Source organism: Niallia sp. WK069_GA_01, from assembly GCF_983173855.1.
The window spans coordinates 3,490,804-3,515,477 of sequence record NZ_OZ470138.1 but is presented as its reverse complement, the minus strand read 5'-3'; the positions used below and the strand labels follow the sequence as shown (position 1 = coordinate 3,515,477).

20 protein-coding genes are annotated in these 24,674 nt (G+C 34.6%); 13 read left to right on the top strand and 7 right to left on the bottom strand.

Annotation, left to right across the window (positions count from 1 at the left end):
• Positions 1–160 precede the first annotated feature (160 nt).
• Together AC5LWL_RS16575 and AC5LWL_RS16570 are read left to right on the top strand one after the other, a co-directional pair.
• Positions 161–1,360 carry a phosphoglycerate dehydrogenase gene (locus AC5LWL_RS16575; RefSeq protein ID WP_493435346.1) on the top strand — a complete coding sequence of 400 codons (1,200 nt, stop codon included), beginning with the start codon at positions 161–163 and terminating at the stop codon, positions 1,358–1,360.
• A gap of 185 nt (positions 1,361–1,545) precedes the next feature.
• Entirely contained in the window at positions 1,546–2,235 is a 690-nt protein-coding gene (locus AC5LWL_RS16570) for a Crp/Fnr family transcriptional regulator (protein WP_493435345.1), read from the top strand.
• A gap of 42 nt (positions 2,236–2,277) precedes the next feature.
• Here the strand turns inward: AC5LWL_RS16570 and hcp are convergent, their stop codons facing one another.
• Positions 2,278–3,564 (bottom strand): hydroxylamine reductase, encoded by a 1,287-nt coding sequence (gene hcp / locus AC5LWL_RS16565; protein ID WP_493435344.1) that lies wholly within the window; start codon positions 3,562–3,564, stop codon positions 2,278–2,280.
• Positions 3,565–3,982: 418 nt separating this feature from the next.
• Between hcp and AC5LWL_RS16560 the strand changes: the two genes are divergently transcribed.
• Complete coding sequence (locus tag AC5LWL_RS16560) at positions 3,983–4,597, top strand: hypothetical protein (RefSeq protein WP_493435343.1); 615 nt, start codon at positions 3,983–3,985, stop codon at positions 4,595–4,597.
• A gap of 220 nt (positions 4,598–4,817) precedes the next feature.
• On the opposite strand, the gene AC5LWL_RS16555 is transcribed toward AC5LWL_RS16560, so the two are convergent.
• On the bottom strand, positions 4,818–6,455 hold the full coding sequence (locus tag AC5LWL_RS16555) for a response regulator transcription factor (protein ID WP_493435342.1): 1,638 nt from the start codon (positions 6,453–6,455) through the stop codon (positions 4,818–4,820).
• 5 nt (positions 6,456–6,460) lie between these two features.
• Positions 6,461–8,170, bottom strand: coding sequence for a sensor histidine kinase (locus AC5LWL_RS16550; protein WP_493435341.1), 1,710 nt, complete (start codon positions 8,168–8,170; stop codon positions 6,461–6,463).
• Between the two features lie 286 nt (positions 8,171–8,456).
• On the opposite strand from AC5LWL_RS16550, the gene AC5LWL_RS16545 reads away from it, so the two are divergent.
• The 5 genes from AC5LWL_RS16545 to AC5LWL_RS16525 all read left to right on the top strand — a co-directional run bounded on the left by AC5LWL_RS16545 (position 8,457) and on the right by AC5LWL_RS16525 (position 13,846).
• Positions 8,457–9,380: an ABC transporter permease gene (locus AC5LWL_RS16545; protein WP_493436633.1), complete on the top strand. Its 924-nt coding sequence runs from the start codon at positions 8,457–8,459 to the stop codon at positions 9,378–9,380.
• Between the two features lie 15 nt (positions 9,381–9,395).
• The gene (locus tag AC5LWL_RS16540) at positions 9,396–10,316 is read left to right on the top strand and encodes a carbohydrate ABC transporter permease (RefSeq protein ID WP_493435340.1); all 921 of its coding nucleotides are present in this window, start codon (positions 9,396–9,398) and stop codon (positions 10,314–10,316) included.
• Between the two features lie 51 nt (positions 10,317–10,367).
• A complete protein-coding gene (locus AC5LWL_RS16535; RefSeq protein ID WP_493435339.1) occupies positions 10,368–11,906 on the top strand; it encodes a type 2 periplasmic-binding domain-containing protein in 1,539 nt (512 codons plus the stop codon).
• 143 nt (positions 11,907–12,049) lie between these two features.
• A complete protein-coding gene (locus AC5LWL_RS16530; protein ID WP_493435338.1) occupies positions 12,050–12,694 on the top strand; it encodes a YesL family protein in 645 nt (214 codons plus the stop codon).
• A 75-nt stretch (positions 12,695–12,769) separates the two neighbouring features.
• A complete protein-coding gene (locus tag AC5LWL_RS16525; RefSeq protein WP_493435337.1) occupies positions 12,770–13,846 on the top strand; it encodes a Gfo/Idh/MocA family protein in 1,077 nt (358 codons plus the stop codon).
• A gap of 477 nt (positions 13,847–14,323) precedes the next feature.
• On the opposite strand, the gene AC5LWL_RS16520 is transcribed toward AC5LWL_RS16525, so the two are convergent.
• A complete protein-coding gene (locus tag AC5LWL_RS16520) occupies positions 14,324–15,256 on the bottom strand; it encodes an aldo/keto reductase (protein ID WP_493435336.1) in 933 nt (310 codons plus the stop codon).
• Between the two features lie 682 nt (positions 15,257–15,938).
• Here AC5LWL_RS16520 and AC5LWL_RS16515 point away from each other — a divergent pair.
• From AC5LWL_RS16515 to AC5LWL_RS16495, 5 genes are all read left to right on the top strand, one after another.
• Entirely contained in the window at positions 15,939–17,027 is a 1,089-nt protein-coding gene (locus AC5LWL_RS16515) for an ABC transporter permease subunit (protein WP_493435335.1), read from the top strand.
• Positions 17,028–17,196: 169 nt separating this feature from the next.
• Positions 17,197–17,589 carry an iron chaperone gene (locus AC5LWL_RS16510; RefSeq protein ID WP_493435334.1) on the top strand — a complete coding sequence of 131 codons (393 nt, stop codon included), beginning with the start codon at positions 17,197–17,199 and terminating at the stop codon, positions 17,587–17,589.
• A gap of 488 nt (positions 17,590–18,077) precedes the next feature.
• Positions 18,078–18,827 carry an SDR family oxidoreductase gene (locus AC5LWL_RS16505; RefSeq protein ID WP_493435333.1) on the top strand — a complete coding sequence of 250 codons (750 nt, stop codon included), beginning with the start codon at positions 18,078–18,080 and terminating at the stop codon, positions 18,825–18,827.
• A 211-nt stretch (positions 18,828–19,038) separates the two neighbouring features.
• On the top strand, positions 19,039–20,406 hold the full coding sequence (locus tag AC5LWL_RS16500; RefSeq protein ID WP_493435332.1) for an amino acid permease: 1,368 nt from the start codon (positions 19,039–19,041) through the stop codon (positions 20,404–20,406).
• A gap of 1,270 nt (positions 20,407–21,676) precedes the next feature.
• The gene (locus AC5LWL_RS16495) at positions 21,677–22,243 is read left to right on the top strand and encodes a GNAT family N-acetyltransferase (RefSeq protein WP_493435331.1); all 567 of its coding nucleotides are present in this window, start codon (positions 21,677–21,679) and stop codon (positions 22,241–22,243) included.
• A gap of 95 nt (positions 22,244–22,338) precedes the next feature.
• On the opposite strand, the gene AC5LWL_RS16490 is transcribed toward AC5LWL_RS16495, so the two are convergent.
• From AC5LWL_RS16490 to AC5LWL_RS16480, 3 genes are all read right to left on the bottom strand, one after another.
• Positions 22,339–22,863 (bottom strand): type 1 glutamine amidotransferase domain-containing protein, encoded by a 525-nt coding sequence (locus AC5LWL_RS16490; RefSeq protein WP_493435330.1) that lies wholly within the window; start codon positions 22,861–22,863, stop codon positions 22,339–22,341.
• A gap of 270 nt (positions 22,864–23,133) precedes the next feature.
• Entirely contained in the window at positions 23,134–23,604 is a 471-nt protein-coding gene (locus AC5LWL_RS16485; RefSeq protein WP_493435329.1) for a GyrI-like domain-containing protein, read from the bottom strand.
• Positions 23,605–23,705: 101 nt separating this feature from the next.
• Positions 23,706–24,617 (bottom strand): helix-turn-helix transcriptional regulator, encoded by a 912-nt coding sequence (locus AC5LWL_RS16480; protein ID WP_493435328.1) that lies wholly within the window; start codon positions 24,615–24,617, stop codon positions 23,706–23,708.
• Positions 24,618–24,674 lie beyond the last annotated feature (57 nt).

Here is a 24,674-nt window from a genome sequence, read left to right as displayed (position 1 = left end):
CAATATTATTTTGCTAGTATAATTATTGGAAAATACTGATTTTCATAACAATTAGAATTGCGGTTTATTTAATTTTTCGACTTACCGTTTTTACCATTTATAAGTAAAGTAAAACTCATCATAAATAAAAAAATAAAATGAAAAAAGAGGAGCTAATAAAATGGGGACTGTAACTTTAGATAAAGTGAAAACAATCAAGGCATTAAACAATATTGCTGAAAGTGGACTACATGTATTTAACAAGGATCATTTTGTTTTAGATAATGACAGTGAAAATCCTGATGCAATTTTACTTCGCAGCTTTAATATGCATAATACAGAATTAGGTGAAAATTTAAAAGCAATTGCACGAGCTGGGGCAGGGGTTAATAATATTCCAGTTGAGAAATGTACAGAACAAGGGATTGTTGTATTTAATACTCCTGGTGCCAATGCTAACGCGGTAAAAGAAATGGTGTTAACCTCTTTAATGGCTTCATCTCGCAACCTTTTTGATGGTGTGGAATGGACAAAGACAATAGCAGAAGAGGGAGAAAAAATTCCAAAGCTAGTAGAAGCAGGAAAAAAACAATTTGTTGGGAAAGAAATTAAGGGGAAAACATTAGGCGTTATTGGATTAGGTGCAATCGGTGCACTAGTAGCGAATAATGCCCTGGATTTAGATATGGATGTTATTGGATTTGACCCATTCATTTCTGTAAATACTGCTTGGAATTTATCTCGAAATGTTCAACGAGCAATGACAATTGAACAACTATTTGCGAATTGTGATTTTATTACTGTACATGTTCCATTAACGGATGATACAAAAGGAATGTTTAATCAAGGAACATTTAGCATCATGAAGCCTGGTGTTCATATTTTGAATTTCTCACGTGGTGAGCTTGTGAATGAAAAGGATATGGCAGCTGCATTGGAAAGTGGTAAAGTAGGCAAATATATTACAGACTTCCCAAATGAAAATGTGATGAAAATGAAAAATACGATTCCAGTACCGCATTTAGGTGCATCTACACAAGAATCAGAAGAGAACTGTGCGATTATGGCAGCTCGTCAAACAAAAGAATTTCTAGAAACTGGAAATATTAAAAACTCAGTGAATTTCCCTAATGCTTCTCTTCCTTATACAGGAAAACGACGCTTAGCGGCTTTCCACCGAAACGTTCCAAATATGGTTGGACAGCTTTCAACAGCTGTATCAAGCTACAACTTAAATATTGCTGATATGGTAAACAGAAGCCGTAATGAGTATGCTTATACGATGATTGATATTGACAATGAAATTAATGGAGATATCATCCCTGGTTTAGAAGAAAAAATTAAACAAATCGAAGGCATTGTTACAGCTCGTATTATTTAAGTTGTTGTAAAATACTGCAAGTAAGAAAGAATTTTCCTGCTGTTAAAAATTTGTAAAGCCTCCACTCCCTTACTTAAAGGGAGTGGAGGCTTTTTTATAAAAAAATATAAGACGATTATCGGAGGAAATTGTCGGTATTTCTGATAAACTAATTAATAAAAAGCAATTAATTTTTGAGGTGCAGAATGAATACTCAAGCTATTAGTAATCTATTATCGACTTTTGCTCTTTTTCAAGAATTAGACCGGAGTGAATTAGCGGAAATTATTGAAATAGGCATTGTCAGAGCGTTTAAAAAGGGCAGTCATATTTTTCTACAAGATGAGCCGTTAAAGAATGTTTTTTTAATCTTTAACGGAAAAATAAAAATTTATAAAACAGACTTAAATGGAAAGGAACAAATCGTTGCAGTGTTAAAAAAAGGCGAAATGTTTCCACATATTGGTTTTTTTCGGAAAGGTGGATACCCTGCATTTGCAGAAGTTCAAGAAGATGCAGTATTGGTCAAGATTCCAACTAAAAAATTTGAAGAAGTTTTAATGGGAAATCCTAAACTATGTATGAAAGTATTTAAAGTGCTAGGGGAAAAGGTTGTAGATCTTCAAGATCGATTGGGTGAGCAAATTTTAAATAATACATATGAACAACTTATTAAGCTACTTTTTCGATTAAGTAAAACATATGGAAGGAAATTAGAAAATGGATCCGTTCTTTTAACAGAAAACTTTACTAATATTGAACTGGCAAATATGATTGGCACATCAAGAGAAACGGTTAGCAGGACATTATCAAAGTGGAAAAAAGAACGAATCATCTGTATCCATGAAGGGAAAATGATGATTGATACAGAACAATTACTTGATAAATTATTTTAATAAAAAAAAACGGTAAGTGAAGTACACCACCGTTTTTGAAAATTACTGCAGCATTTTTTGTAAGTCTTCTTGTGCTGTACGAATTAATTTTAATTGAAATGTTTCTTGTAGCACTTGCATTACGCCATCTGAGATAAATTCCGGTGGTTTTGGACCAATTCGAATATCTTGAATGCCTAAACTAAATAAACCAAGTAAAATAGCTACCGCCTTTTGTTCAAACCAGGAAAGGACAATACTGATCGGCAGTTCCTGAATAGTGCATTCAAATGCTTCAGCCAATGCTTTGGCGATTTTAATCATTGAACCAGAGTTATTGCATTGCCCTAAATCAATGTATCTAGGGATATCGGTGCCAGGTACAACCCCATAATCTACATCGTTAAAGCGAAATTTACCGCATGAAGTCGTTAATATAACGGTTTCTGGAGGAAGAGAGGTTGCTAACTCGCGATAATACTCTCCACCTTTACCTGGGGCATCACATCCCGCTATAACAAAGAAACGTTTAATTTTCCCCATCTTTACAGCAGAAATGACTTCAGGTGCAAGCCCGAGAACGGTTTCATGATGGAAGCCTGTTACAAGTGTTTCTGTTGATTCTATATTGGTTTCTGGCAGTTCCAATGCTCTATTTATTAGTTTAGAAAAATCATTTTCTTCCACTTTTTCGACATTTTCCAAGCCTGCAACTTCATAGGAGAACATTCTATCCGCATAAGAACCTTTAATAGGCATTACACAATTAGTTGTTGCAAGGATCGCGCCAGGAAACTTTTCAAATAAACGGCGTTGGTCATACCAGGCTTTTCCGATATTTCCTTTAAGATGGGCATATTTTTTTAGTGCAGGATAACCATGTGCAGGAAGCATTTCAGAATGGGTATAAATATTAATTCCTTTGCCTTCTGTTTGTTTTAATAATTCTTCCAATGCAAATAAATTATGACCTGTGACAAGGATGCATTTTCCTTCTATCTTATTTTGTGAGACACGGATAGGCTGTGGAATTCCTAATCGTTTAGTATGGGCTTCATCAAGGACTTCCATGATGCGAACAGCGGATTTCCCTACTTTCATCGCCATATCAATATGTTCTTGTACATTAAAATTGGAATTTGTTAATGTCATATATAGTGCTTCATGTGTTGTTGCATCCACAAAAGAATCTGTCGCGCCTAACTGGGCTACATGGGTACGATAAGCAGCAATTCCTTTTAAGGCAAAAATAATCGTATCTTGTAGACTAGCAATTGTTTCATCTTTTCCACAAACTCCAATTATCTTGCAGCCACCCTTTGGTGTTTGCTCACATTGATAACAAAACATTCTCTTCTCTCCCTTATTTATTAATAATAGATACGATATAGCATATAACTCTTCTTAGGATAAGGTAGTGATATAAATCATCATTTTGGATCTGTCATATTTTGTTCAAAAATAATTTATTTTTTAACCGCAGGGTTTATTGTGCTTAGCCTGCTTTCTCATATAGCAATAATTTTATTGGTATTGTTCGGTGTGGGAGTTGGATCAGGTGTTATGGTACCTGCTGTAGATTTATAAATTATCTTGAAAATGGAGGCAGAAATATTAGCGGCGATGGCTTTTCGAAAAAGGAATTGTTTACTACATAAAAAAGTATATGCAATTTACTATTTCCCAGATCCGAAAAAAATTCATCTAGTTTTTAACATAGTATATTTTCATTCTTTGAGGTAAAATAATTTAGAGGAGGTGAATGAAATTGATTGAAAAAAGATTGGATAAAATAGAAGAAATGATTACAAGCCTTATTACGATAACAGGTAATATGAATAAAAAATTACTGGATTCACTTGAAGAGCAGCAATCCATGAAACAAGAGCAGCAATTTTTCAGAGAAGAACTAAAAGCTTTTGGAGAAGAACAACAGTCTATGAAGAAAGAGCAACAATCCATGAAACAAGAGCAACAATCCATGAAACAAGAGCAGCAATTTTTCAGAGAAGAACTAAGGGCTTTTGGAGAAGAACAACAGTCTATGAAACAAGAGCAGCAATCCATGAAAAAAGAGCAACAATTTTTCAGAGAAGAACTAAGGGCTTTTGGAGAAGAACAACAGTCTATGAAACAAGAGCAGCAATCCATGAAAAAAGAGCAACAATTTTTCAGCGAGGAACTAAAAGCTTTTGGAGAAGAACAAAAAGTGATTACAACAGAATTAACGGAATTGCGTGCAGAAAATGAAAAGAGTCATCAAGAAATTCTCCGACAATTAAATATGCTAAAAGCAGATCAGGATTATACTTGGGAAATGTCTGCCCGAAATGAAAGACAAATTGACCTAATAACAAAGCAAATTGAATCATCAAAAAATTAGCAAATGAAAGCCTTCAACGGTGCCCACCACCAATAGAAAAACAACTCAAATAGCAAGGATGAAAAATGGAATCAATACTAAAATGAAGAAGAATAAGATAGAAAATAAAGTATAAAAGTAGTATGTAAAAGCTAAGTGGAGTCACTGTTTCCTTAATGGATATCTTACCTATTGGATACCTGTTCTCAACTGCTTTTAGAAGGAACAGGCATCCGATTTCTCACCTTTTTTCCTGTTTTCTAGTTATTTTCCGATAGTCGACAGGTGCATAATTTGTTTCTTTTTTAAAAATTTTTGTGAAATAGGAATAATTTCCATAACCTACTTTATCTGAAATAATATGAACAGGAAGAGTTGTATTCGTAAGTAAATCTTTGGCGACTGCTATTCTTTTTTTTATCATGTAATTTACAAGTGATACTCCTGTTTCTTTCTTGAAAATTCTTGCAATATAATCAGGACTTAAATAAACAATTTTAGCGATAGTATCTCTCGTGATATTTTCTTGATAGTTTTCCTCCATATATACACAAATCGTTTTAACAACAGATTTTTGAGAGTCTATAAATGCTATATAGTCTAAAGAAACATCTACTAAATAGCTGATGTATTGAATAAGATCTTCTATCGATCGAGAGGATTGTGTTTGTAAAAAATTGCTTGTATTTCCATGAAATAATTTATGCGCTAATATTTCCTTTCGTTTTAAATGCGTAAAGATCAATTGTGTTATATCCAGCCTGAAACTACATAAAATATGTTGATTTAAAGCGTTTTTTTCTAATATATTGGTTAAATATTGTTTGCACTTATGGAGAAAGCTTAATCTATTGCCACTTTGGATATAATCATCTAGCAATTGTAGATTTGGCTCCAAATATGTCTGGATATTCTTTTGATTGACTGGAAAATAAAAGATTTTGTTTCTAAAGTCAATCGTTTCTTCCCTCATTTGTTGAAGTTCTTTTATATGGGAAGAAATGTTTGTTAATGTACTAGAATTGCCTATACTGCATTGCACATCACTGTTTAATTCGAGCTTAATACTATTCATTAATTGCTTACAGGAAGATTTAACTTCAGTAGTTGAATTGAATTCTCTTGAATAATCTCGCCATTTAAAGATAAGTAGAATCTGCTCTTTATTGGAGTTCCATTCAAGCAAACTTTCAAAATGGAGAGAAGATTCATCAAAAGTTTGTTTAATGATAGAAGTCAGCTTTTTACTAAGGTTTTTTATGCTATCAAAGGATGACATGATTTTCGTATGATCAATGATGGAATAGGGATATAAATCTAGTAAAATTGGTAAATAATAATCCTCCATTGAATAAGGAATAGTATTTAAATTTAGCTGTTCTTGCAGTTGTTCTGTCGTTAAAATTTCATTGTTTATTAAAAAAGAGTTCCAGAAATGATCAATGAGTTTTTGTCTGTTTTGCTGCCAATACTGTCCAACTCTAAGAGCATTCTCACTTGATTGGTTATTTCTAACCATTTTTATTGCTTTTTTTAAAATTAATTCAAGCTTATCTATTTCAATTGGTTTTAAATAATACTCAAAACTTTGTAATTCAATTGCCTTTTGTGCATAATTAAAATCAGCAAAATTAGTTAAGAAAATTGCTTGAATAGCATGGCCTTCTGATCGTATCCAAGCTAATAGTTCAAGACCGCTCCCGCGGGGCATCTCTATATCAGATAAGAGTAAATGCACTTTGGCTGTTGAGAATATTTTCTTTGCTTGTTGAATATTGTAAGCGCTGAAAATTTGTTCAATACCTAATGAATTCCAATCTATTTTTTTCTCTAATGAGGAGATGACAAATCGATCATCATCTACAATTAAAATATTCATTAACTTCACTCCTTGTAAGGTAGATAAGGGATCATTAATTCTACTACAGCGCCACCGTTAGGGTCGTTAAAGAATCTAATGCTATACTCCTCTCCATATAGTAATCTCAGTCTTTGAATAACATTGTTAATTCCAATATATCTGCCATTTTCATTGAATAAAGGAATCTTGTTTTGAAGCTTGGTTAATGTTTCTGAAGGATATCCTGGTCCATTATCCTTAATAATAATGAAAATATTATTTCTACTATGTAAATAGTGAATGAATAAAGAGATCGTGATTAAATCATCCTCCAATGAAACACCGTGTTTCATAATATTTTCAACAAATGTCTGTAATAATAATGGTGGAATGTTTGTATCCTCAATATTTGGGTCCAAGTTACATTCAAAAAGAAAAGTAGGGCCATGTAATAATTTCTGGATAGCAAGAAAATCATTAATATGGTTTATTTCGTTTTCCAATTTAACAAAATTTTGATTTGTTTGAAAAAGATATCTAAAATATTTAGACGTAGAAAGGGTCATTTCTTGTATTTCCTCATACCTTTTCATTTGAGCCATGCTATAAATAGTGGATAGACAGTTTACATAAAAGTGAGGTTTAATTTGTAATCTCATAAAGTCCATTTGTGTTTTTTTCTTTTCCAGCTCTTGCTCATAAATATTTACTTTCAGTTTTTTTATCTCTGTTATTAATTCTTTAAACTGTGTATTAGCATGTTCCAATTCTATAATACTGCTACTTTGAAAATCGATGGGTTCCTTACTATTATTGATTTTAGATAAGTTTTTCGAAAATAAATGGATAGGATATATTAATCTATTCTTAATATAAAGTAAGATCATAAACAAAATGAAGCTAATAATGATGGTTGCTACTATTAGTAAGCATTGAGCAATGACAACACTCGTAAAAGCGCCAAAATGATCGACAGATAGATGGAGGGTAAATGGTAACCCCGTATTTTTTTCCCTAAATGCTAATTGACTTTTAAAAAGGTTATAGGTTGCTTCGTTCTTTAAAGTATTCCCTTCAGCAGAATTAGCTAAAAATCCATTCCCCTCCTTTTCCATCACAATCGTTCCCTTTTTCCCTAAATTAATATCTTTTAATGGTAATAGGATATCATTTACTGATATGAGACAAATGAAAATTCTATTATCGTATTCCAATAGATGATATAAATAGAATTGTTCATTCATTTCTAATGAATTCCAAGTGCTCATATTCTCATAAGTATTTAGACTAGCGATTTTGCTTTTGGTGAAGAAAAAATCTTTCATTTGCAGATAAGCAGAATAGTCCATTTGAATTGAAGAGCTATTGAAGAAATAGTTCTCTTTTTTTAACCCTAAGAAAAACTGAAACTTTTTTCCAGTGGAGTATTGAAAATCATTTATTCTTAAGCGAAAATCGGCAATACTTTTAGGAAGTTCAGACATATCTTGAGCGTTTTCCATTTTATCAATCAATGGCTCATGCATTACCGTCCATAGCATGAAATGGTCGATGGCATTTAATTTGTTTTGAGCATTTTCCAAGTAGAGATTAACTGTGTTATGAATGTTGTCTATGCTCTGTTTCCTAGTAATGGAAATAGTTAGGGTGCTGACAAAAATATTGATAAGCAATATAAAGACAATAATGGATAGAAGGACTTTTAAATAGTAGTTAATGGATCGGGAAGGGCCTTTTTCAATGGACTGTTTCATTTTCTCATCTCCCATGCTTACCTTCAGTATATATAGAATGAATAAACAGTTTCTAGCATTATTCCGTCAAGAAAGCGGTTTATATATGCTTTTAGTTCGGAATAGTGCTAATTCTTTGACGGGTAGTCGAAAGTTATTAGCTAACTACAACCAGAATGTAGTATTTCATGTCTGTTTACATCTATTTGTAATGTATGCGCTTTCTTATAATTGATTATATCAATAAAAGGAGGGGAAAGGGTTGAAAAGTTCTCTTGTGACACAAAATTCTAACCATGCAACATCGCTGAATAAAAAAAGAAAAATATCTAGAAATATAAAACAATTAAAAAAGAGTGGGCCATTATATCTTTTATTATTACCAACTATTATCTTATTAATCTGCTTTACCTATATTCCGCTGTATGGAATAGTCATGGCATTTAAAGATTATTCTCCAGCTTTAGGAATATGGAATAGTCCATGGGTAGGGCTGAAACATTTTATTCAATACTTTCATTCCTATCAATTTAATTTGACCTTAAAAAATACTCTCTATATTAGTTTATATAGTATTTTGGTAGGTTTTCCATTGCCGATTGCTCTAGCGATTCTTTGTAATCAAATTCGGATGGTTATGTTTAAAAAGGTATTTCAAGTAACAACTTATTTGCCTCATTTTATTTCCACAATGGTTATGTGTGGAATGATCTTGGTTTTCTTATCACCAAGCAATGGTTTAGTTGCCAATATATTAGGACTATTTGGGATGGAAATGCCGAATCTATTGTCAAGCCCAGTATTATTTAGCAGTGTATATGTATGGAGCGATGTTTGGCAGCATTTAGGGTGGGATAGCATTATCTTCTTAGCTGCATTATCAGCAATCGATCCAACCTATTATGAAGCTGCTACCATGGATGGTGCAAGTAGGCTTCAAAAAATTGTACATATTGATTTGCCCTTATTGATGCCTACTGCCATGATTCTATTAATTCTGAGAGCTGGAAGTCTATTGAGTGTAGGATTTGAGAAGGTGCTGCTTCTGCAAAACACGTTAAATTTGCCTGGAAGTGAAGTGATTTCTACTTATGTATACAAAGTAGGGATGCAGAATTTTCAATATAGTTTGTCCACTGCGATTGGATTATTTAACACGGTAGTGAATGTAATTATTCTGCTTTTAGTGAATTGGATTTCTAAAAAATTAACGAAAACTAGCTTACTTTAGAAAGGGGGGAGAAAATTGGAATTTACAGTTAAAAATAAACTATTAAAAAAAACTAAAGGGAAAAAGAGTCGGAATGAGAGAATATTTGATTTAGCAGTTTATCTAATTGCTATATGGATGATCCTTATGATTGTATATCCACTATGGTTTATCATTATAGCTTCCTTTAGTAATCCCACTGATGTTACAAATGGGAATGTATGGTTTTGGCCAAAAGAGTGGGAATTGGATGGATATATTGAATTATTCAAACAAGAGATTATCTGGAGGTCTTATCTAAATACTATTATTTACACAGTTGTTGGAACCATTATAGCGCTTATAGTAAATATTCCTGCTGGGTATGCATTATCAAGATCTGATCTATTTGCTAAAAGATGGGTGCTAACCTTTGTTCTTATCCCAATGTTTGTTAGTGGTGGATTGGTACCAACATATCTAGTAGTAAAAGGCTTTGGTTTATTAGATACATTTTGGGTGATGGTCTTACCATTTGCCGTGTCACCCTTCAACATTATTATAGCCAGAACGTTCTTTAAAAATAGTATTCCTGATACGCTTTGGGAAGCAGCACAAATTGATGGATGTGGAACGATACGTTACTTTCTCACAATGGTATTGCCATTGTCAAAAGCAATTCTAGCTGTAATTGGACTTTGGACAGCTGTAGGTATTTGGAATTCTTGGTTTAATGCGTTAATTTACATTTCCAATGAAGATTTGCAACCGCTTCAATTAGTGCTGCGAAGAATTTTAATCTCGAATGAATCTCTTCTTGGAACAGCTTCAGGTGAACTTGCTTCCGAATTAAGAAGATTGTCAGCCATGATGAAATACGCAGCAATTGTCGTTTCAACTGCTCCAATTATGTGTCTGTATCCGTTTTTACAAAAGTACTTTAATCAAGGTGTGATGGTTGGCTCTATTAAAGAGTAGCCTTTGCTTTATGATAATGCTATTTAAATGAAAATTTAGGGGGAAACTTTGATGAGTAGAAAAAAGTGGCTAGGTATATTAAATGCAGCATTAGCAACTAGCTTAATCGTTGGGTGTAGTAATACTTCTAGCACAAAGGAGAGAAAAGAAGGGGAGTATAAAATTGCCACTGTTCGTTGGGCAGATTGGGGAGAAGACTATCATAAAGGCTTTGTGGAAGAAACGGAAAAAGAAGCGGGAATTACTGTTGATTGGGATACTTATTTAAACTCAGAATGGGGAGATAAAAAATCAGTATTAATGGCTGGAGGAGATTTACCTGATGCATTTTGGGGATCACTTGCATTAAATGATGGCGATATTGCCCAAAATCAGAGCTTGTTTATTCCTTTAGAGGATTTAATAAAAGAGAATATGCCTAATTTAATGGCTGCATTTGAAGCAGATCCAGCTCTGCGTGCATTAGTTACTTCTCCTGATGGTCATATTTATAGTTTGCCAAAAAAGTTGCCATTAAGACCCAAGACAGGAAATCAGCTGTTTATTAACCAAAAATGGTTGGATAATTTAGGACTTTCCATGCCTGATACGTATGAAGAATTTTATCATGTATTACAAGCATTTAAAGAAAAAGACGCAAATGGAAATGGAAATCTTAATGATGAGATTCCATATGGTGGAAATATTTATGGGTTTATCTTGCCTTTTGGTGTAACAAAAGGTAGTGACAAGGCAGGATTTATGGCTTTAAAAGAAGGAAAGCCTGTTTATCTACCATCCCAAGAGGAGTATAGAGATGGAATTGAATGGATGCATAAAGCATATAAGGAAGGACTAATTGATCAAGAGTTTTTCACACAAGACGATTCTATGGCTGAAGCAAAACGAAAAGATGAAAAAGGCTCTTTAGTAGGTGTTGGTTTTGGATGGACGCCAGATGCTGTATTTGGTCCAAATGCAAGTGAATATGTTCCGTTAGCTCCATTAAAAGGCCCAGATGGCGAGCGTTATGTTATCGCTGATACAGAAACTTATTCTAGAAATGAACTTCTCATTACAACACAAGCGAAGAATCCTGCAAAAATCTTGAAATGGGCAGATAAATTTTATACAGAAGATGCTAGTATTCAAACTTTCTACGGTTCATTTGGAGTTGGGGTCGAAAAACAAGATGATGAAACCTATAAAGTGTTAGATGCTCCAGCAGGTGAGTCAGCAGATATATTTGCCTGGACAAATTCGTTTAGAGATTTTGGACCAAAATACATTGCGGATGGGTTTAATGAAAAAGTTGCGCTTCCAAAAGATAGTGGGGATGGCTTAAAACTGGAGTTAGATAAAAAAATTAGTAAATTTGCTAAGGAACAATATCCAACGGTTAGTTTTACAGCAGAAGAAATGCAACGTTTAAATACATTAAATGTGGACCTTACTTCTTATGTTACGTCCATGCAATCCAAATGGGTTGTTGAGGGTGGAGCTACCAAAGAGTGGAGCTCCTACATGGACCAAATGAAAAAAATGGGCTATGACGAGTTTATGAACATACAGAAAAAAGCGTTTGACAGATATCAGGAATCCCTAAAATAAGCTTGAGATAAACAAGTATAGAAACAAGGGCGACAGTCGGTTAGGAATACAGCAAAAGGGACCGACTGTTGTTTTATTTATAGGTGAATATAGTAGTCAATTGATGAAAAGTAGTTGCTGATAGATAGTGAAAGGTGGTAAAAATGAGTCCATTATTAAGTTTAAATAACCCCGTTATTCGAATTTTGTCAAGGATAGTCGATCTAATTCTATTAAATTGTTTATTTATCCTTTTCTCTCTTCCAATTATTACGATAGGTGCATCTGTGACTGCTTTATACTCAGTAACCATAAAAATAACGAAAAGTGAAGATAGCCATATATGGAAAAATTTCATTACATCCTTTAGGAAGAACTTTAAACAAAGTACGATTATATGGCTTATGGCGCTAGTTTTGGGTTGCATTCTATTAGCGGATTTCTATTTTTTAGATTATCTTAGTGGAGTATTAAAAGTATTCTTTATGTTTGTAACTTTTCTATTTGGATTTATTTATCTTTCCATTTTGCTTTTTGTTTTTCCATATACAGCAAGGTTTGAAGACACGATTCATAAAACATTATTAAATTCATTATTAATTGGATTTTTTCACTTTCATTATTTACTACTATTAATGATTTTTACTATTGTTCCCATTTTCTTGTGTTTGTCTTCTTTTGTTGGTTTTCTATCTGGAATTTATTTTGTCACATTTGGCGGGTTTGCTTTATCTGCTTTACTAAATTCGTTTATTTTTAAAAAAGTTTTTCTCAAATATGAAAAAAATTTGCATACTATTGCTTTATAAAAACAAGAAGGATGGTCATGCTGGTCTTTTTTTACCTTACAATATTGACCGCAAAATGAATAGGGAGAGAAGAATATGAAACAATTCAAAGTAGGTATTATCGGTATTGGCGGAATGGCACAAGCGCATATTAGTGGTTTACAAGCTGTTCCCCAATTTACGATTACATCCATTTGTGACATTGATGAAGATAAATTGATTAAAGCTGGAGACCAATTAACTATTTTATCTGAATACAGGTTCACAGATTTTCACCATTTAATAGATTCTGAAGAGGTAGATGTAGTGATTTCCGTCACACCTAATAATTTCCACGCTTCCATACTTGAATACTGCATAGAAAAAAACAAGCCGATTTTAGCTGAAAAGCCGTTTACTTTAAATTATGAAGAGGCGGAGAAGTTGGTAGAGAAGTATAAGAAGAACCCAATTCCCTGCATGGTTGGGTTCAGCTATCGTTATACACCGGCTTTTCGTTTTGTAAGAGAATTGTTAGAAGAGGGGAGGATTGGAAAAGTCCATTGCTTCTCCCTTCAATACCTGCAAGGATGGGGATCCATTTCTTATAAAACTCCTTATGTATGGAGATTTAATAAAGAAGTAACAGGTACAGGAACACTTGGAGATTTAGGTTCTCATATGATTGATATGGCTCATTATTTGTTCGGATCTTTTGATGAAGTATCTTCAAAAATGGCAAGCTTTGTTACACAAAGAAAAAGTATGGATAGTGAAGAGACAGTAGAGTTTGAAATAGACGATTTTGCAAGCTTTCAGGCAAGTATGAAAAATGGTTCAGTAGGTATTTTCCAAACAACTCGAAATGCAATTGGATCAGACAATCAGCATGAAATTTCCATCTTTGGTAAGGAAGGAACCTTACATGCCAGTACAGTTCGGGGAGAAAACGTAGTGTGGTTATATAAAGATGAACAGACAGGGGAGATTGTAGAGAAGAATTTACGAGTGCCGAATCGTTTAAAAGTCTCAGAATGGGAAGATTTTGCTCAAATGCTTACAGGAAAACCTAGTCCCGGATTTCCAGATTTCATGACTGGATTTACTAATCAACAAGTATTAGAGGCAGTCATTCAATCCAATGTATTAAAAAAGACAGTAAATGCTAAGGACCCTTCAACTTGGAAAGCATAAAACGAGTATGTCGAAAGTCAGAAAACTCCCATACAACCAAATTTAGCACCATGAACGATGAAAATAGGCCGTTTGATTAAGTTCGTTGATAGGTTGAAACAGAGAGAAGTCCGAATACACGAAGACTCCTATGGGAATTGCGGGACAGGCGAGAACCCACAGGAGCATGCGCTCAGTGCCCGCCCCATGGAAAGCGAAGTGTATGCTGACTGCGGACTATTCGAGAAAGCCCAAAACCATTTTCAGGACAACCAGAAAACTGCATCCCTTAAGCAGGAGATGCAGCTTTCTGGTTGTCTAGGAAAGTATAAAGGAAATGAGATGGTGGATAACTTAGCGGTTGTGTCCGCATCCGGCTCCAGCGCCTAGCTCTTGTGCGTATACCCGATGCCTCTAAAAGTAAAAGCACTTTTGGAGTCAAGAGAACATTTTTCTTCGGGATAAACAAGGCGCTTACACTTTTCTCATTAGAATAAGTTATTTAAAAATCTGATCAATCTTATCTATTTCCGCTGTGCTTAATTGAACCTCTAACGTTTTAAGATTATTTAAAACCTGATCTGCCCGCTTTGCACCTGGAATAATGGCATCAATAGAGTCTTTTGTTAAATACCATGCCAAAACAATATGAGCAATTTCGGCATTTTTGGCTTCAGCAATAGGTTTTAGCTTTTCTACTTTTTCTAAGTTTTTGATGAAGTTTTCCCCTTGAAAATGAGGCATGTTTGTGCGTAAATCATTAAATGTATCCTCTTTGCTGTATTTTCCAGCTAATAGACCGGAAGCTAATGGAAAGTATGGAATAAAGGATATTTGATTTTGGGCAGTATATGGAAGCATTTCTTTTTCTGCCTCCCGTTGAAGTAAATTATATTCCCCTTGAATAACATCCACATAGCCGTCTTTGTTTGCTTCCTTTAGCTGCTCTAAAGAAAAGTTGGATACACCAATAGAGCGGATTTTGCCTTGATCTTTTAATTCTTTTAAAGCGCCAACTGCCTCATCTTTCGGTGTGGATTCATCAGGGAAATGGATATAGTATAAATCAATATAATCTGTTTGCAAACGTTTTAAACTATCTTCAACTGATTGCTTCAGAAAAGAAGGTGAATTATCCAATACTACTTGATCATCGACAAATTTATGAGCCCCTTTAGTAGCAATCACAATTTGTTCACGATTGCCTGCTTCTTTTATTACTTCTCCAATCAATTCTTCTGAACGCTTTGGACCATAAATAAACGCAGTATCTAAGAAGTTTATCCCATTGTTTAAAGCAGCACGAACAAGATTTTTTCCTTCTTCTTCGTTTAAATTAGGATATAAATTATGCCCCCCGACTGCATTTGTCCCAAGACCAATTGGATTTACATATAAATCAGATTTTCCTAATCTAGTAAGTACACTCACAAAACAGCATCTCCTTATTGATAGATTTCATTATCATTTTAGCAAAATAAGGGAAAAAGCAAAAAAGATATGCACTAGTAAAACGGTTGCTCGGAGTGTAAGGTGTAAGACTACTGTGGAGATTTGCGAGAAAGAAGAAACCACCGCCAGTGCCAACCTGGAGTCTTGGCATTCACCCCGCAAGAAGAGAGTAGCATCCTGGTACGAAAATTAACCTAAGAAAAAAGCCATTTTTTTAAAACCTTATTCCTACTTCAATCGTTCTATTTAAAGAGTGGAAAATAATCCTGAGGAGGAGTTAGTGGGAATCATTTCTAAATCTTTATAGAAAGAAAAACCTGAAGCAGAGCAGATAAATGAAAGCATGGAGAATGGGAGAATATAGATGAATGAAAAAAATTATCTATAATCTATGTTTTTTCACAAAGGAAATATACGACATAAGTTAGTAGTAGTTTTATAGTATTACTTTGGTAATTAAGCTGCCTGTATTGATTTTTCGGTCGATTGATTCCCATGTTTTATTAGTGAAAGTGCTGATTATTAAGAAAGAGAAAACAATATTGTTTTCTTGGAGTTTGAAATTCGCCTTATTTCTAATGATCCCCCTGCGAAAAATGCAGTTTCAGTTCTTTAAAGTTTAAAAGATTTGTCATTTATAACATTATAGTGAGGAGTAAGGATGAGACAATTAGTACGGTTTGAATTATATAAAGTGTTTCACCAAAAAATGATTTACTTTTTAAGTATTGTTTTATTGGGTTATTTAGCAATTTGCATCATCAGTAATGCGAATATTGGAGAAAAAACAAATAATAATAAGCAATATGAAGGAGTGATAAGTGAAGAAGTTGTTGCAATCGCTACAAGTAATGACCAAACATATCTAAAAACAACAAAGGAGCTGGGAAAGTTACCAGCAGAAGTTTTCTACAGAACGTTAGAAAATGTACGAATTACGCAAGAGTTAGAGAATCGGAAAAAAATAATGGAAACCCAGCTTCCTTTGCTTAAGGGGATTGAATATCGGAAAGTAATATTAGAAGTGAAAATACTGGGGGAAATTCACCCGCCTGTTTATTATGCAGATGAAGGGTTAAGAGAAGTGATTTCCAATTCTAACATTATTGCTATGTTTATAGCTTCCAGCATAACTTTAGGTTTAGCAGGAATATTTTCCATTGAAAATACAACAGGTGTAAACCAGTTTATTTTAAGTGCTGAAAAAGGCCGCAAAGAAATTGTTACGGCAAAGGTTATTGCTGCGATTATTTTTACAACGAGTATCTGTTTTGCGTTTAATTTCGCTGCGTTCTGTCTAATAAAAATCAATTATGGTAATTTAGGCTGGGAATCACTCCTGCAATATGCCTATTCATTTCAAGAATCACCATATGCATTAACAATGGGACAATATTACTTTATGCAATTGGGGATCCAACTTATCGCCTCTATTGCTTATTGTTTATTTATTCTGCTGATTTCTTCTTTAGCCAAGAATACATTAATTTCTTTTGTTGTTTGTGGATTTGTTTATATGAACTTTATCTGGATGGAGATGGATGGAGGAGTTGGGATTGCACCGCATATCCTTGACTTTACTTACTATGGTTTAATGAAAGTAAATGATTTGTTCGTTAGATTTGAAGCAGTTAATGTATTTGAATATCCTTTTTTGCTGCCTGTTGCTGCACTTGTGTTTACCCTTATCGTGTCAATTGTCTTTATGAAAATGATTTATGCTATTAACCGCATGAAATATTTAGGATGAAGTGGGGAGCAATAAAAGGATATGTTCAAACATAGTCTGCTGATTTGATGATTACTTGAATTTATCTGAAGTTGATTGATAAAGGTTCACATTAAGAAGATTAGTTTTATGAGTCTTTAATTTTGTTATACTAATAAGACAAATAAAGGGTTTTATGAAAGGAGAAATTATGAAAGAGAATAAAAAAACTAAGTTTGAGTCTATTGATGAATATATCGTAACATTTTCTCCTGATGTTCAGGATATTCTTAATAGATTAAGAAGGGTTATTAAAGAGGCTGTACCAGAAGCAGAAGAAAAGATTAGCTACCAAATGCCTACATTTGTATGGCATGGGAATCTGGTACATTTTGCTGCGTATAACAAACATATTGGATTTTATCCCACGCCTAATGGGATAAGTGCATTTCAACAAGAATTATCAGCATATAAAGGTGGAAAGGGTTCTGTGCAATTTCCATTAGAAGAGCCGCTGCCATATGAATTAATAACCAAAATAGTCAAATTTAGAGTAGAAGAGAATAGAAAAAAAGCCGAAGCAAAGCTAAAAAAGAAGAAATAATCGTATAAAAATGCTAAAGTCTTTCGATAGTATTTAAGGAAGTTGTTTAATAAATGCTAAATGCTCTAGTTCCAAGTCACTTTGTGTTTTAGGATCTGGTATTGGAGAAGGACCAATCGCTATTAGTCTAGCCAATTAAAATTTATGCATACTATAGAAGTTTCGATTTCATTAGTGGCAGTATTTGAATCTATCTCAGCAAATTTAAGGTGTTTCGTATGAAATGTTGCTTGCCTGTTCAACTGCTTTTAGCTGCGATTTGCCTAGGGTGATCGCAGCTTTTTTCGTTACTGTAAAGCGAGGTGAAATAGTTAGAATTATACAATATGTGATAGAATTATATATAATAAAATTAAATGATAGGAAAGAGTGTTTTCGCATGAGTTGAATGGGAACTAGTAGAGTCTTTAATACGAAGCATTTACCTTTTCATTTAACACAAAAGAATGATAACGTTTACTTTTTATCTTAAAATAGGAGGGAAATAGATGTTTAGCTTAGAGGGTAAAGTGGCTGCTATTACAGGAGCAACGAGAGGCATTGGTAGACAAATGGCTATAGCATTAGCGGAAGCAGGAGCAACGGTAGCTTTACTTCAACGTAATAGAAATGACCTTTCTGTAAAAAAAGAAATAGAGGCATTAGGGCAAGAAAGTATTATTGTTGAATGTGATTTAGAAAATCAAATGCAAGTAAAGGAGGCTATTCCAACGGTTGTTAAGGAACTTGGAAAAATTGATATTCTTGTTAATAATGCCGGCATCCAGCGTCGTTCACCATCTGTAACATTTTCCGAAAGGGATTGGGATGATGTAATCAATGTGAATTTAAAATGTGTTTGGCTATTATGTCAGGAAGCAGGAAAATTTATGGTATCTCAAAAAAAAGGAAAAATTATTAATATGGCTTCATTATTATCATTCCAGGGAGGTTTAACGGTTCCAGCTTATGCAGCAGCAAAAGGAGGAGTAGCACAATTAACAAAGGCTTTGGCAAATGAATGGGCAAAAGAAAATATTAATGTTAATGCGATTGTTCCTGGATATATTGCAACAGACATGAATGAAGCGTTAATTATAGATGAAACAAGAAATAGACAAATTCTTGAACGTATTCCTGCTGGTCGTTGGGGAAAGCCAGAAGATTTTAGTGGGACAGTCGTATTCTTAGCGTCCGATGCATCTAATTATATTCATGGTCATTTACTAGCAGTAGATGGTGGGTGGCTAGGCAGATAAAAAATAGAGATCTATTGATTAATTATGCAGGTTTCTTTTTTAGCAAAACTTCTTGTATTTAAAGAGATATTTTCTTAATCTCCATGCTTTCTTTTATATTATATGGTAAACTCTTTTTCAGAGAACTCTATTTGCATACATACATTAGTAGTTTATTATGGACAGCAGACAAGTTTATTACATCTTATGAAAGAGAGTGTGACGAAATATCATGCAAGAAGAAACATTGTCGAGAGGGTTAAAAAACAGACATGTACAGCTGATCGCTATTGGAGGAGCTATTGGAACGGGTCTATTCCTTGGAGCAGGAAAATCGATTCATTTAGCAGGTCCATCTATTTTATTTGCTTATATCATTACAGGTATTATTTGTTTTCTAATTATGCGTGCACTTGGTGAACTGCTTTTATCTAATTTGCAGTATCATTCGTTTGTCGACTTTGTAAAAGACTATTTAGGGAATATGGCCGCCTTTGTAACAGGATGGACGTATTGGTTTTGCTGGATTTCCATTGCGATGGCAGATTTAACAGCTGTTGGTCTTTATACACAGTTTTGGTTTCCAAATGTACCACAGTGGATGCCGGGATTAATTGCTCTTGTCATTTTGCTTATTATGAATCTTGCAACGGTGAAGCTTTTCGGTGAAATGGAATTCTGGTTCGCCTTAGTTAAGATTATTGCTATATTAGCATTGATTATTATCGGAATATTCATGATTGTGAAGGGATTCTCCACAGATGTTGGCACATCTAGCTTTGCGAATTTATGGAGCCATGGAGGCATGTTCCCAAATGGTATGCATGGATTTATTCTATCCTTCCAAATGGTTGTATTTGCGTTTGTTGGAATTGAGCTTGTAGGTCTTACAGCTGGAGAAACAGAAAATCCAGAAAAGGTTATTCCAAAGGCGATTAATAATATTCCAATTAGAATTTTAATTTTCTATGTCGGAGCACTTATTGTTATTATGAGTATTTATCCATGGAATGCCATCGTTCCAACAGAAAGTCCATTTGTTCAAGTATTCTTAGCGGTCGGCATTGCAGCTGCAGCGGGGATTGTGAATTTTGTTGTATTAACATCTGCAGCCTCTGCGTGTAACAGTGCTGTTTTTAGTACAAGCAGAATGGTCTATTCCTTGGCAAAAGAAAAAAATGCTCCTGCACCATTGGCAAAACTAACAGGAAGCAAGGTACCTTCCAATGCATTGTTTTTTTCCATTGTGGTTATATTGATTGCGGTTATTCTTAACTATGTAATGCCAGAAGGAGTATTTACGCTGATTACCAGTATTGCTACTGTTTGTTTTATATTTATTTGGGGAATTACCGTCATTTCTCATTTGAAATATCGTAAAACAAGACCAGATCTTGCTAAAGTAAATAAATTCAAGCTGCCGTTTTATCCGTTTTCCAATTATTTAATTCTAGCATTCCTTGCATTTGTATTAGTTGTACTTGCACTTGCAGAAGATACCAGAGTTGCCTTGTTCGTAACCCCTGTATGGTTTATCTTGCTAATCGTCATCTATAAAATTCGTACAAAAGGGAATGTAACAAATAATAAACCGGCGTAACATATAAGAAGAAAAAGGAAGCTGGGACATAAGTATTTCAGCCGAAGATAAACCCGAACCATGATACGAAGATGTGAAAAATATTTCGTATCATGGTGTGGGTTTTTTATTTATGTAAAAAAGAAGGTTTGTGGTAATCACCCGCAGCCTGCATACACTTCGCTTTCCATGGGGCTCGGCTTTAGCCGCTTCGGCCCTTGGCCTACAGGGCCTCAGTTTCCTCCCAGCGGAAAGCGAGTGTTTGTAGCGCAATGGAACAACATAGTTTTTAAACTTAACTACTCAAACTTCGCACCATCAAATTCGTTTGCAAGTCTTGATGTTATTCGGTTTAGAACAATAAAATGGGAGACTTGTTTTTTATTGTGGGGTTTGCTTTCCACTACGGGTTGCTTCGCTTTCCGCGGGGTGGGAGCTCTGAGCCTCCTCGGCGTTGCCTTGCGGGGTCTTTAGCCTTCCCACATTTCCCGCAGGAGTCTTCGCACCTCCGCTACAAGCAACCTGTTTTAAAATAAGTTCTTGTCTTCGAATTTCATTACAAGGTATGACTACTAAATACTAGTAGCGTTGATTTTTTTAAGAAAATAAAAAAGGATAAAATTTTTCAACTTAGGTGAGTGTCTAGCTTCGCCGTACAGGATGTACAAGTGCCGGCGAAGACATAAGGACGTGGCGTATTTAGCTGGTCAGCGCCTAGCCCCTGTGAGTATTGCCCCATGCCTCTAAAAGTAAAAAGCACTTTTTGAGTCATGTGAACATTTTTCTTCGGGTCTGAGCAAGGCGCATATGCTTTTCTTATTCAACGTTGTTCTCCCAAAATGTGCACTTTTAGTCTATTTCTATAAGGTGGATGTTTTCACCAGTTCAACGACAGCAACTAATGGATCAAAACTGCTTGATTGGAGCGGATATGCGAGACTCCTGTGGGATTTGCGGGTTAGATGAGACCTAAGCAGGCGCTTGCGCCGAGGAGACTCATCGCACGCCCCACGGAAAGCGAGCATCCTGAAACGAGAATCTTGCCCCTGTTTATAAGCAAGATGAATCAATCATCCTTTCTCATTTCTCTAAACCAAGTTATAGCAATACATGAAGAAGAATTTATAACTGCGAAGTTTGAGTTAACTAGATGAAAAAACATAAATAACCAGTATAAGGAAGTAACCATTTAAGTGCTAAATTAGAGAATGTTCGTCATTGCCTCTTCTATTTAGTTATGTCTCAGCCTCTTCCTATTAATAACAGCTTAGAAAGGAAAAGAGGACAGATATTGAGTGGAAATGTTTTATTAAAAGGGAAAAGAGTAAACCTCCGAAGCATTCAAGAAAAAGATTTAACCAAATTATGGAATCTTATTTACGGAGAAAAATATCCAGAATGGAAAAAATGGGATGCTCCTCACTATCCATTAGAAAAACTAGAGTACGAAGTATATCAGAATAGGATGCAACAACTGCTTCAGACAAAAGAGATTGAATCTAGATTAATAATCGAGATTGATCAAATAATTGTCGGAACTGTAAGCTTTTATTGGGAACATAAACCGTCAAATTGGCTGGAAATGGGAATCGTTATCTATGATCCAGTCTATTGGAATGGAGGATATGGAACCGAATCTTTAAGTATGTGGACCGAATATTTATTCACTCATTTACCGCTTGTGCGAGTTGGACTAACGATATGGTCTGGAAATAAGGGAATGATAAAGGTAGCTGAAAAGCTTGGAATGCAGGAAGAAGGTGTGTTAAGAAAATGTAGATTATACAAGGGAGAGTATTTCGATTCAATAAGGATGGGGATTTTGAGAGAAGAATGGGAAGCTGCAAGGAATAAATAATAAATAACACAAGATAAACAAGTAGCTATAGAATAAGCTCTTTGTCTATCTTGTGTTGTTTTTTTAAACTCGAGATTTGTTGAATAAATTTGTACTTAAGCTTCTGCCAAAACATCGGCAAAGGCTTTTGCATAAGGTGGAAGATCTGGGGGACGTCGGCTTGAAATAATGTGACCGTCCACAACAACAGGTTCATTATGCCAAATAGCACCAGCGTTTTCCATATCATCTCGAATCCCTGGTGTGCTTGTTACATTTACACCATTTAAGATTTTAGCGGATATTAATACCCAACCAGCATGGCAAATTTGCCCAATTGGTTTTTTGTGTTCATGCATATGCTTTACCATATCTAAAACCTCAGGGTAGCGGCGTAGTTTATCTGGTGCCCAGCCGCCAGGAACAAGAATGGCATCATATTCAGATGCTTGTATATCCGAAAACGCATAGTCAGACAATGCTGGCACTCCATATTTCCCGATATATGTTTCATTCGCTTTCTCTCCAACTAAATGAACCGCTGCTCCTTCTTCTTGAAGACGCAATACCGGATACCAAAGTTCCAAATCTTCAAAATCAGGACTGACAAGAGCAATTACCTTTTTATTTTTTAAACGCATAAACAACACCTCCAAAGTTTAGTATAGCATGTATAAGTGCTGATTAAAAAAAGACAGCTTCTTAAGAGAATAACTGCAAAAATTTGGTGGCTGGAAAAAGGGAGAACAAATTAGAAGTAGTGCAACTGAACCTTTTCAGCAGGGAAAAGAGTTACATTACTCTTTTTATAAATCATGCCGCATCGTTAGTGATGCGGCATGATTTAAGCGATAAGATTTCAGGCAACTTCAAATATAAATATTACATAATGTTATAGACTCGTATATCTATTATTGCCTTTCTCTTTCATTTAATGAAATGTAAATATGTATTTCGGCGTTTTCTCCGTCACTGCCGCTTTGATATTCTTCAAAGTCACTAGCATACTTTCGATTTAAATCCATTTTCCAAAGCTTCTGCCAAAATGCGCCTACCGCTTGCATATCTCCTATCACAATAAATTTTGCGTATTTTCCAGCAGATATGATGTGTTGCTGCAAAGAAGGAGGTATATCAGAAGTATGCTGAACTTCTGTACACACCATCATATCGTAATCTCCATTTACATCGCTTTCGTAATTGGTATATAAACCAATTGTTTTCTCATTTCGTTTGTGAGGGATGGATTGATAAACACCTTGTTCAAAGAAACCTTTCCATAGGTCCCCAATTTCTTTTCCCATTGTTGGACGATTGTTGTTCATGCGAATTTTTAATCCTGCTACTAATTTTTCCTCTAAATCAATGATTTCATAATCCATTCTTTAAACCACCATTTCTTTTAAGATGATTAAAGTATAGCAACGCTAATATGACAACAGTATGTCATATTACTAGCGAAAGTATGTATTGTTAAAAATGATTAACGGGGAGATAAATACTTTTTCAATCCTTCTTGATATTTTTCTATTATTATTTCTCTTAGATGTGGTGGCTCTACTACCTCAGCACAATTTCCATAGGATAGGATATATCCATATAACCACTCGTTTTCTGGAAATGAAATAGAGACGGTAAAGCTGCCATCTGCATTTTTATGAATACATTGAGGATCAAATTCGTCATAAAGGCGATATGCAATAGATGAATCAAACCGTAAGACAATGGTGATTTTATCCGTATGTTTAGTGTTCGAATTTCCCCATATATCCTGTGGAATTTCTCTTTCAAAAGTCGTGTTTAAAGGATGGAGGCTCTTCATGCGTGAAATTTTAAAAAGTCGATAGTCATTTTTTGTTGTGCAAAAACCGTGGAGATACCAGCCTCTACCTTTAAAAAGAAGCTTAAGCGGTTCGATCCTTCTTTCTGTTTTTTCTCCGGAGGAATTGAAATAATCAAAAGCTATCATATCTTTCGCTAAAACTGCTGTTTTAATCGTGTTAAACATATCTTTTTCTCTATCGTTGCTTCCCCAGTTTGATAGATCAATTTCCATCCAATTTGTTGTTTGCTTATTGAATAGAAGACTTAGTTTGTTAAATACAGACTTTATATCGGGGAAATTAGCAGCATGAAGGCTTTGTAAGCTTACTAGAATATCGTTTTGTTCTTTATCTGAAAAAAGGGATTTATTCAATACAAAATGATCTAAAAGCTGAATACCACCTCCTCTTCCTCTATTTGTATACACAGGTATTCCTGCAGCCGAAAGAATATCCATATCACGATAAATCGTCCGAGTAGACACTTCAAAATGCTCGGAAAGTTCTTTAGCTGTTATGCTTTTTTTATTCAGTAATAAATAAACGATCTCAAATAATCGATTAATTTGCATAAAACACCGCCTTATAACTAGTATAAAACATTATATCCATTATTTTGGCTTATCCTT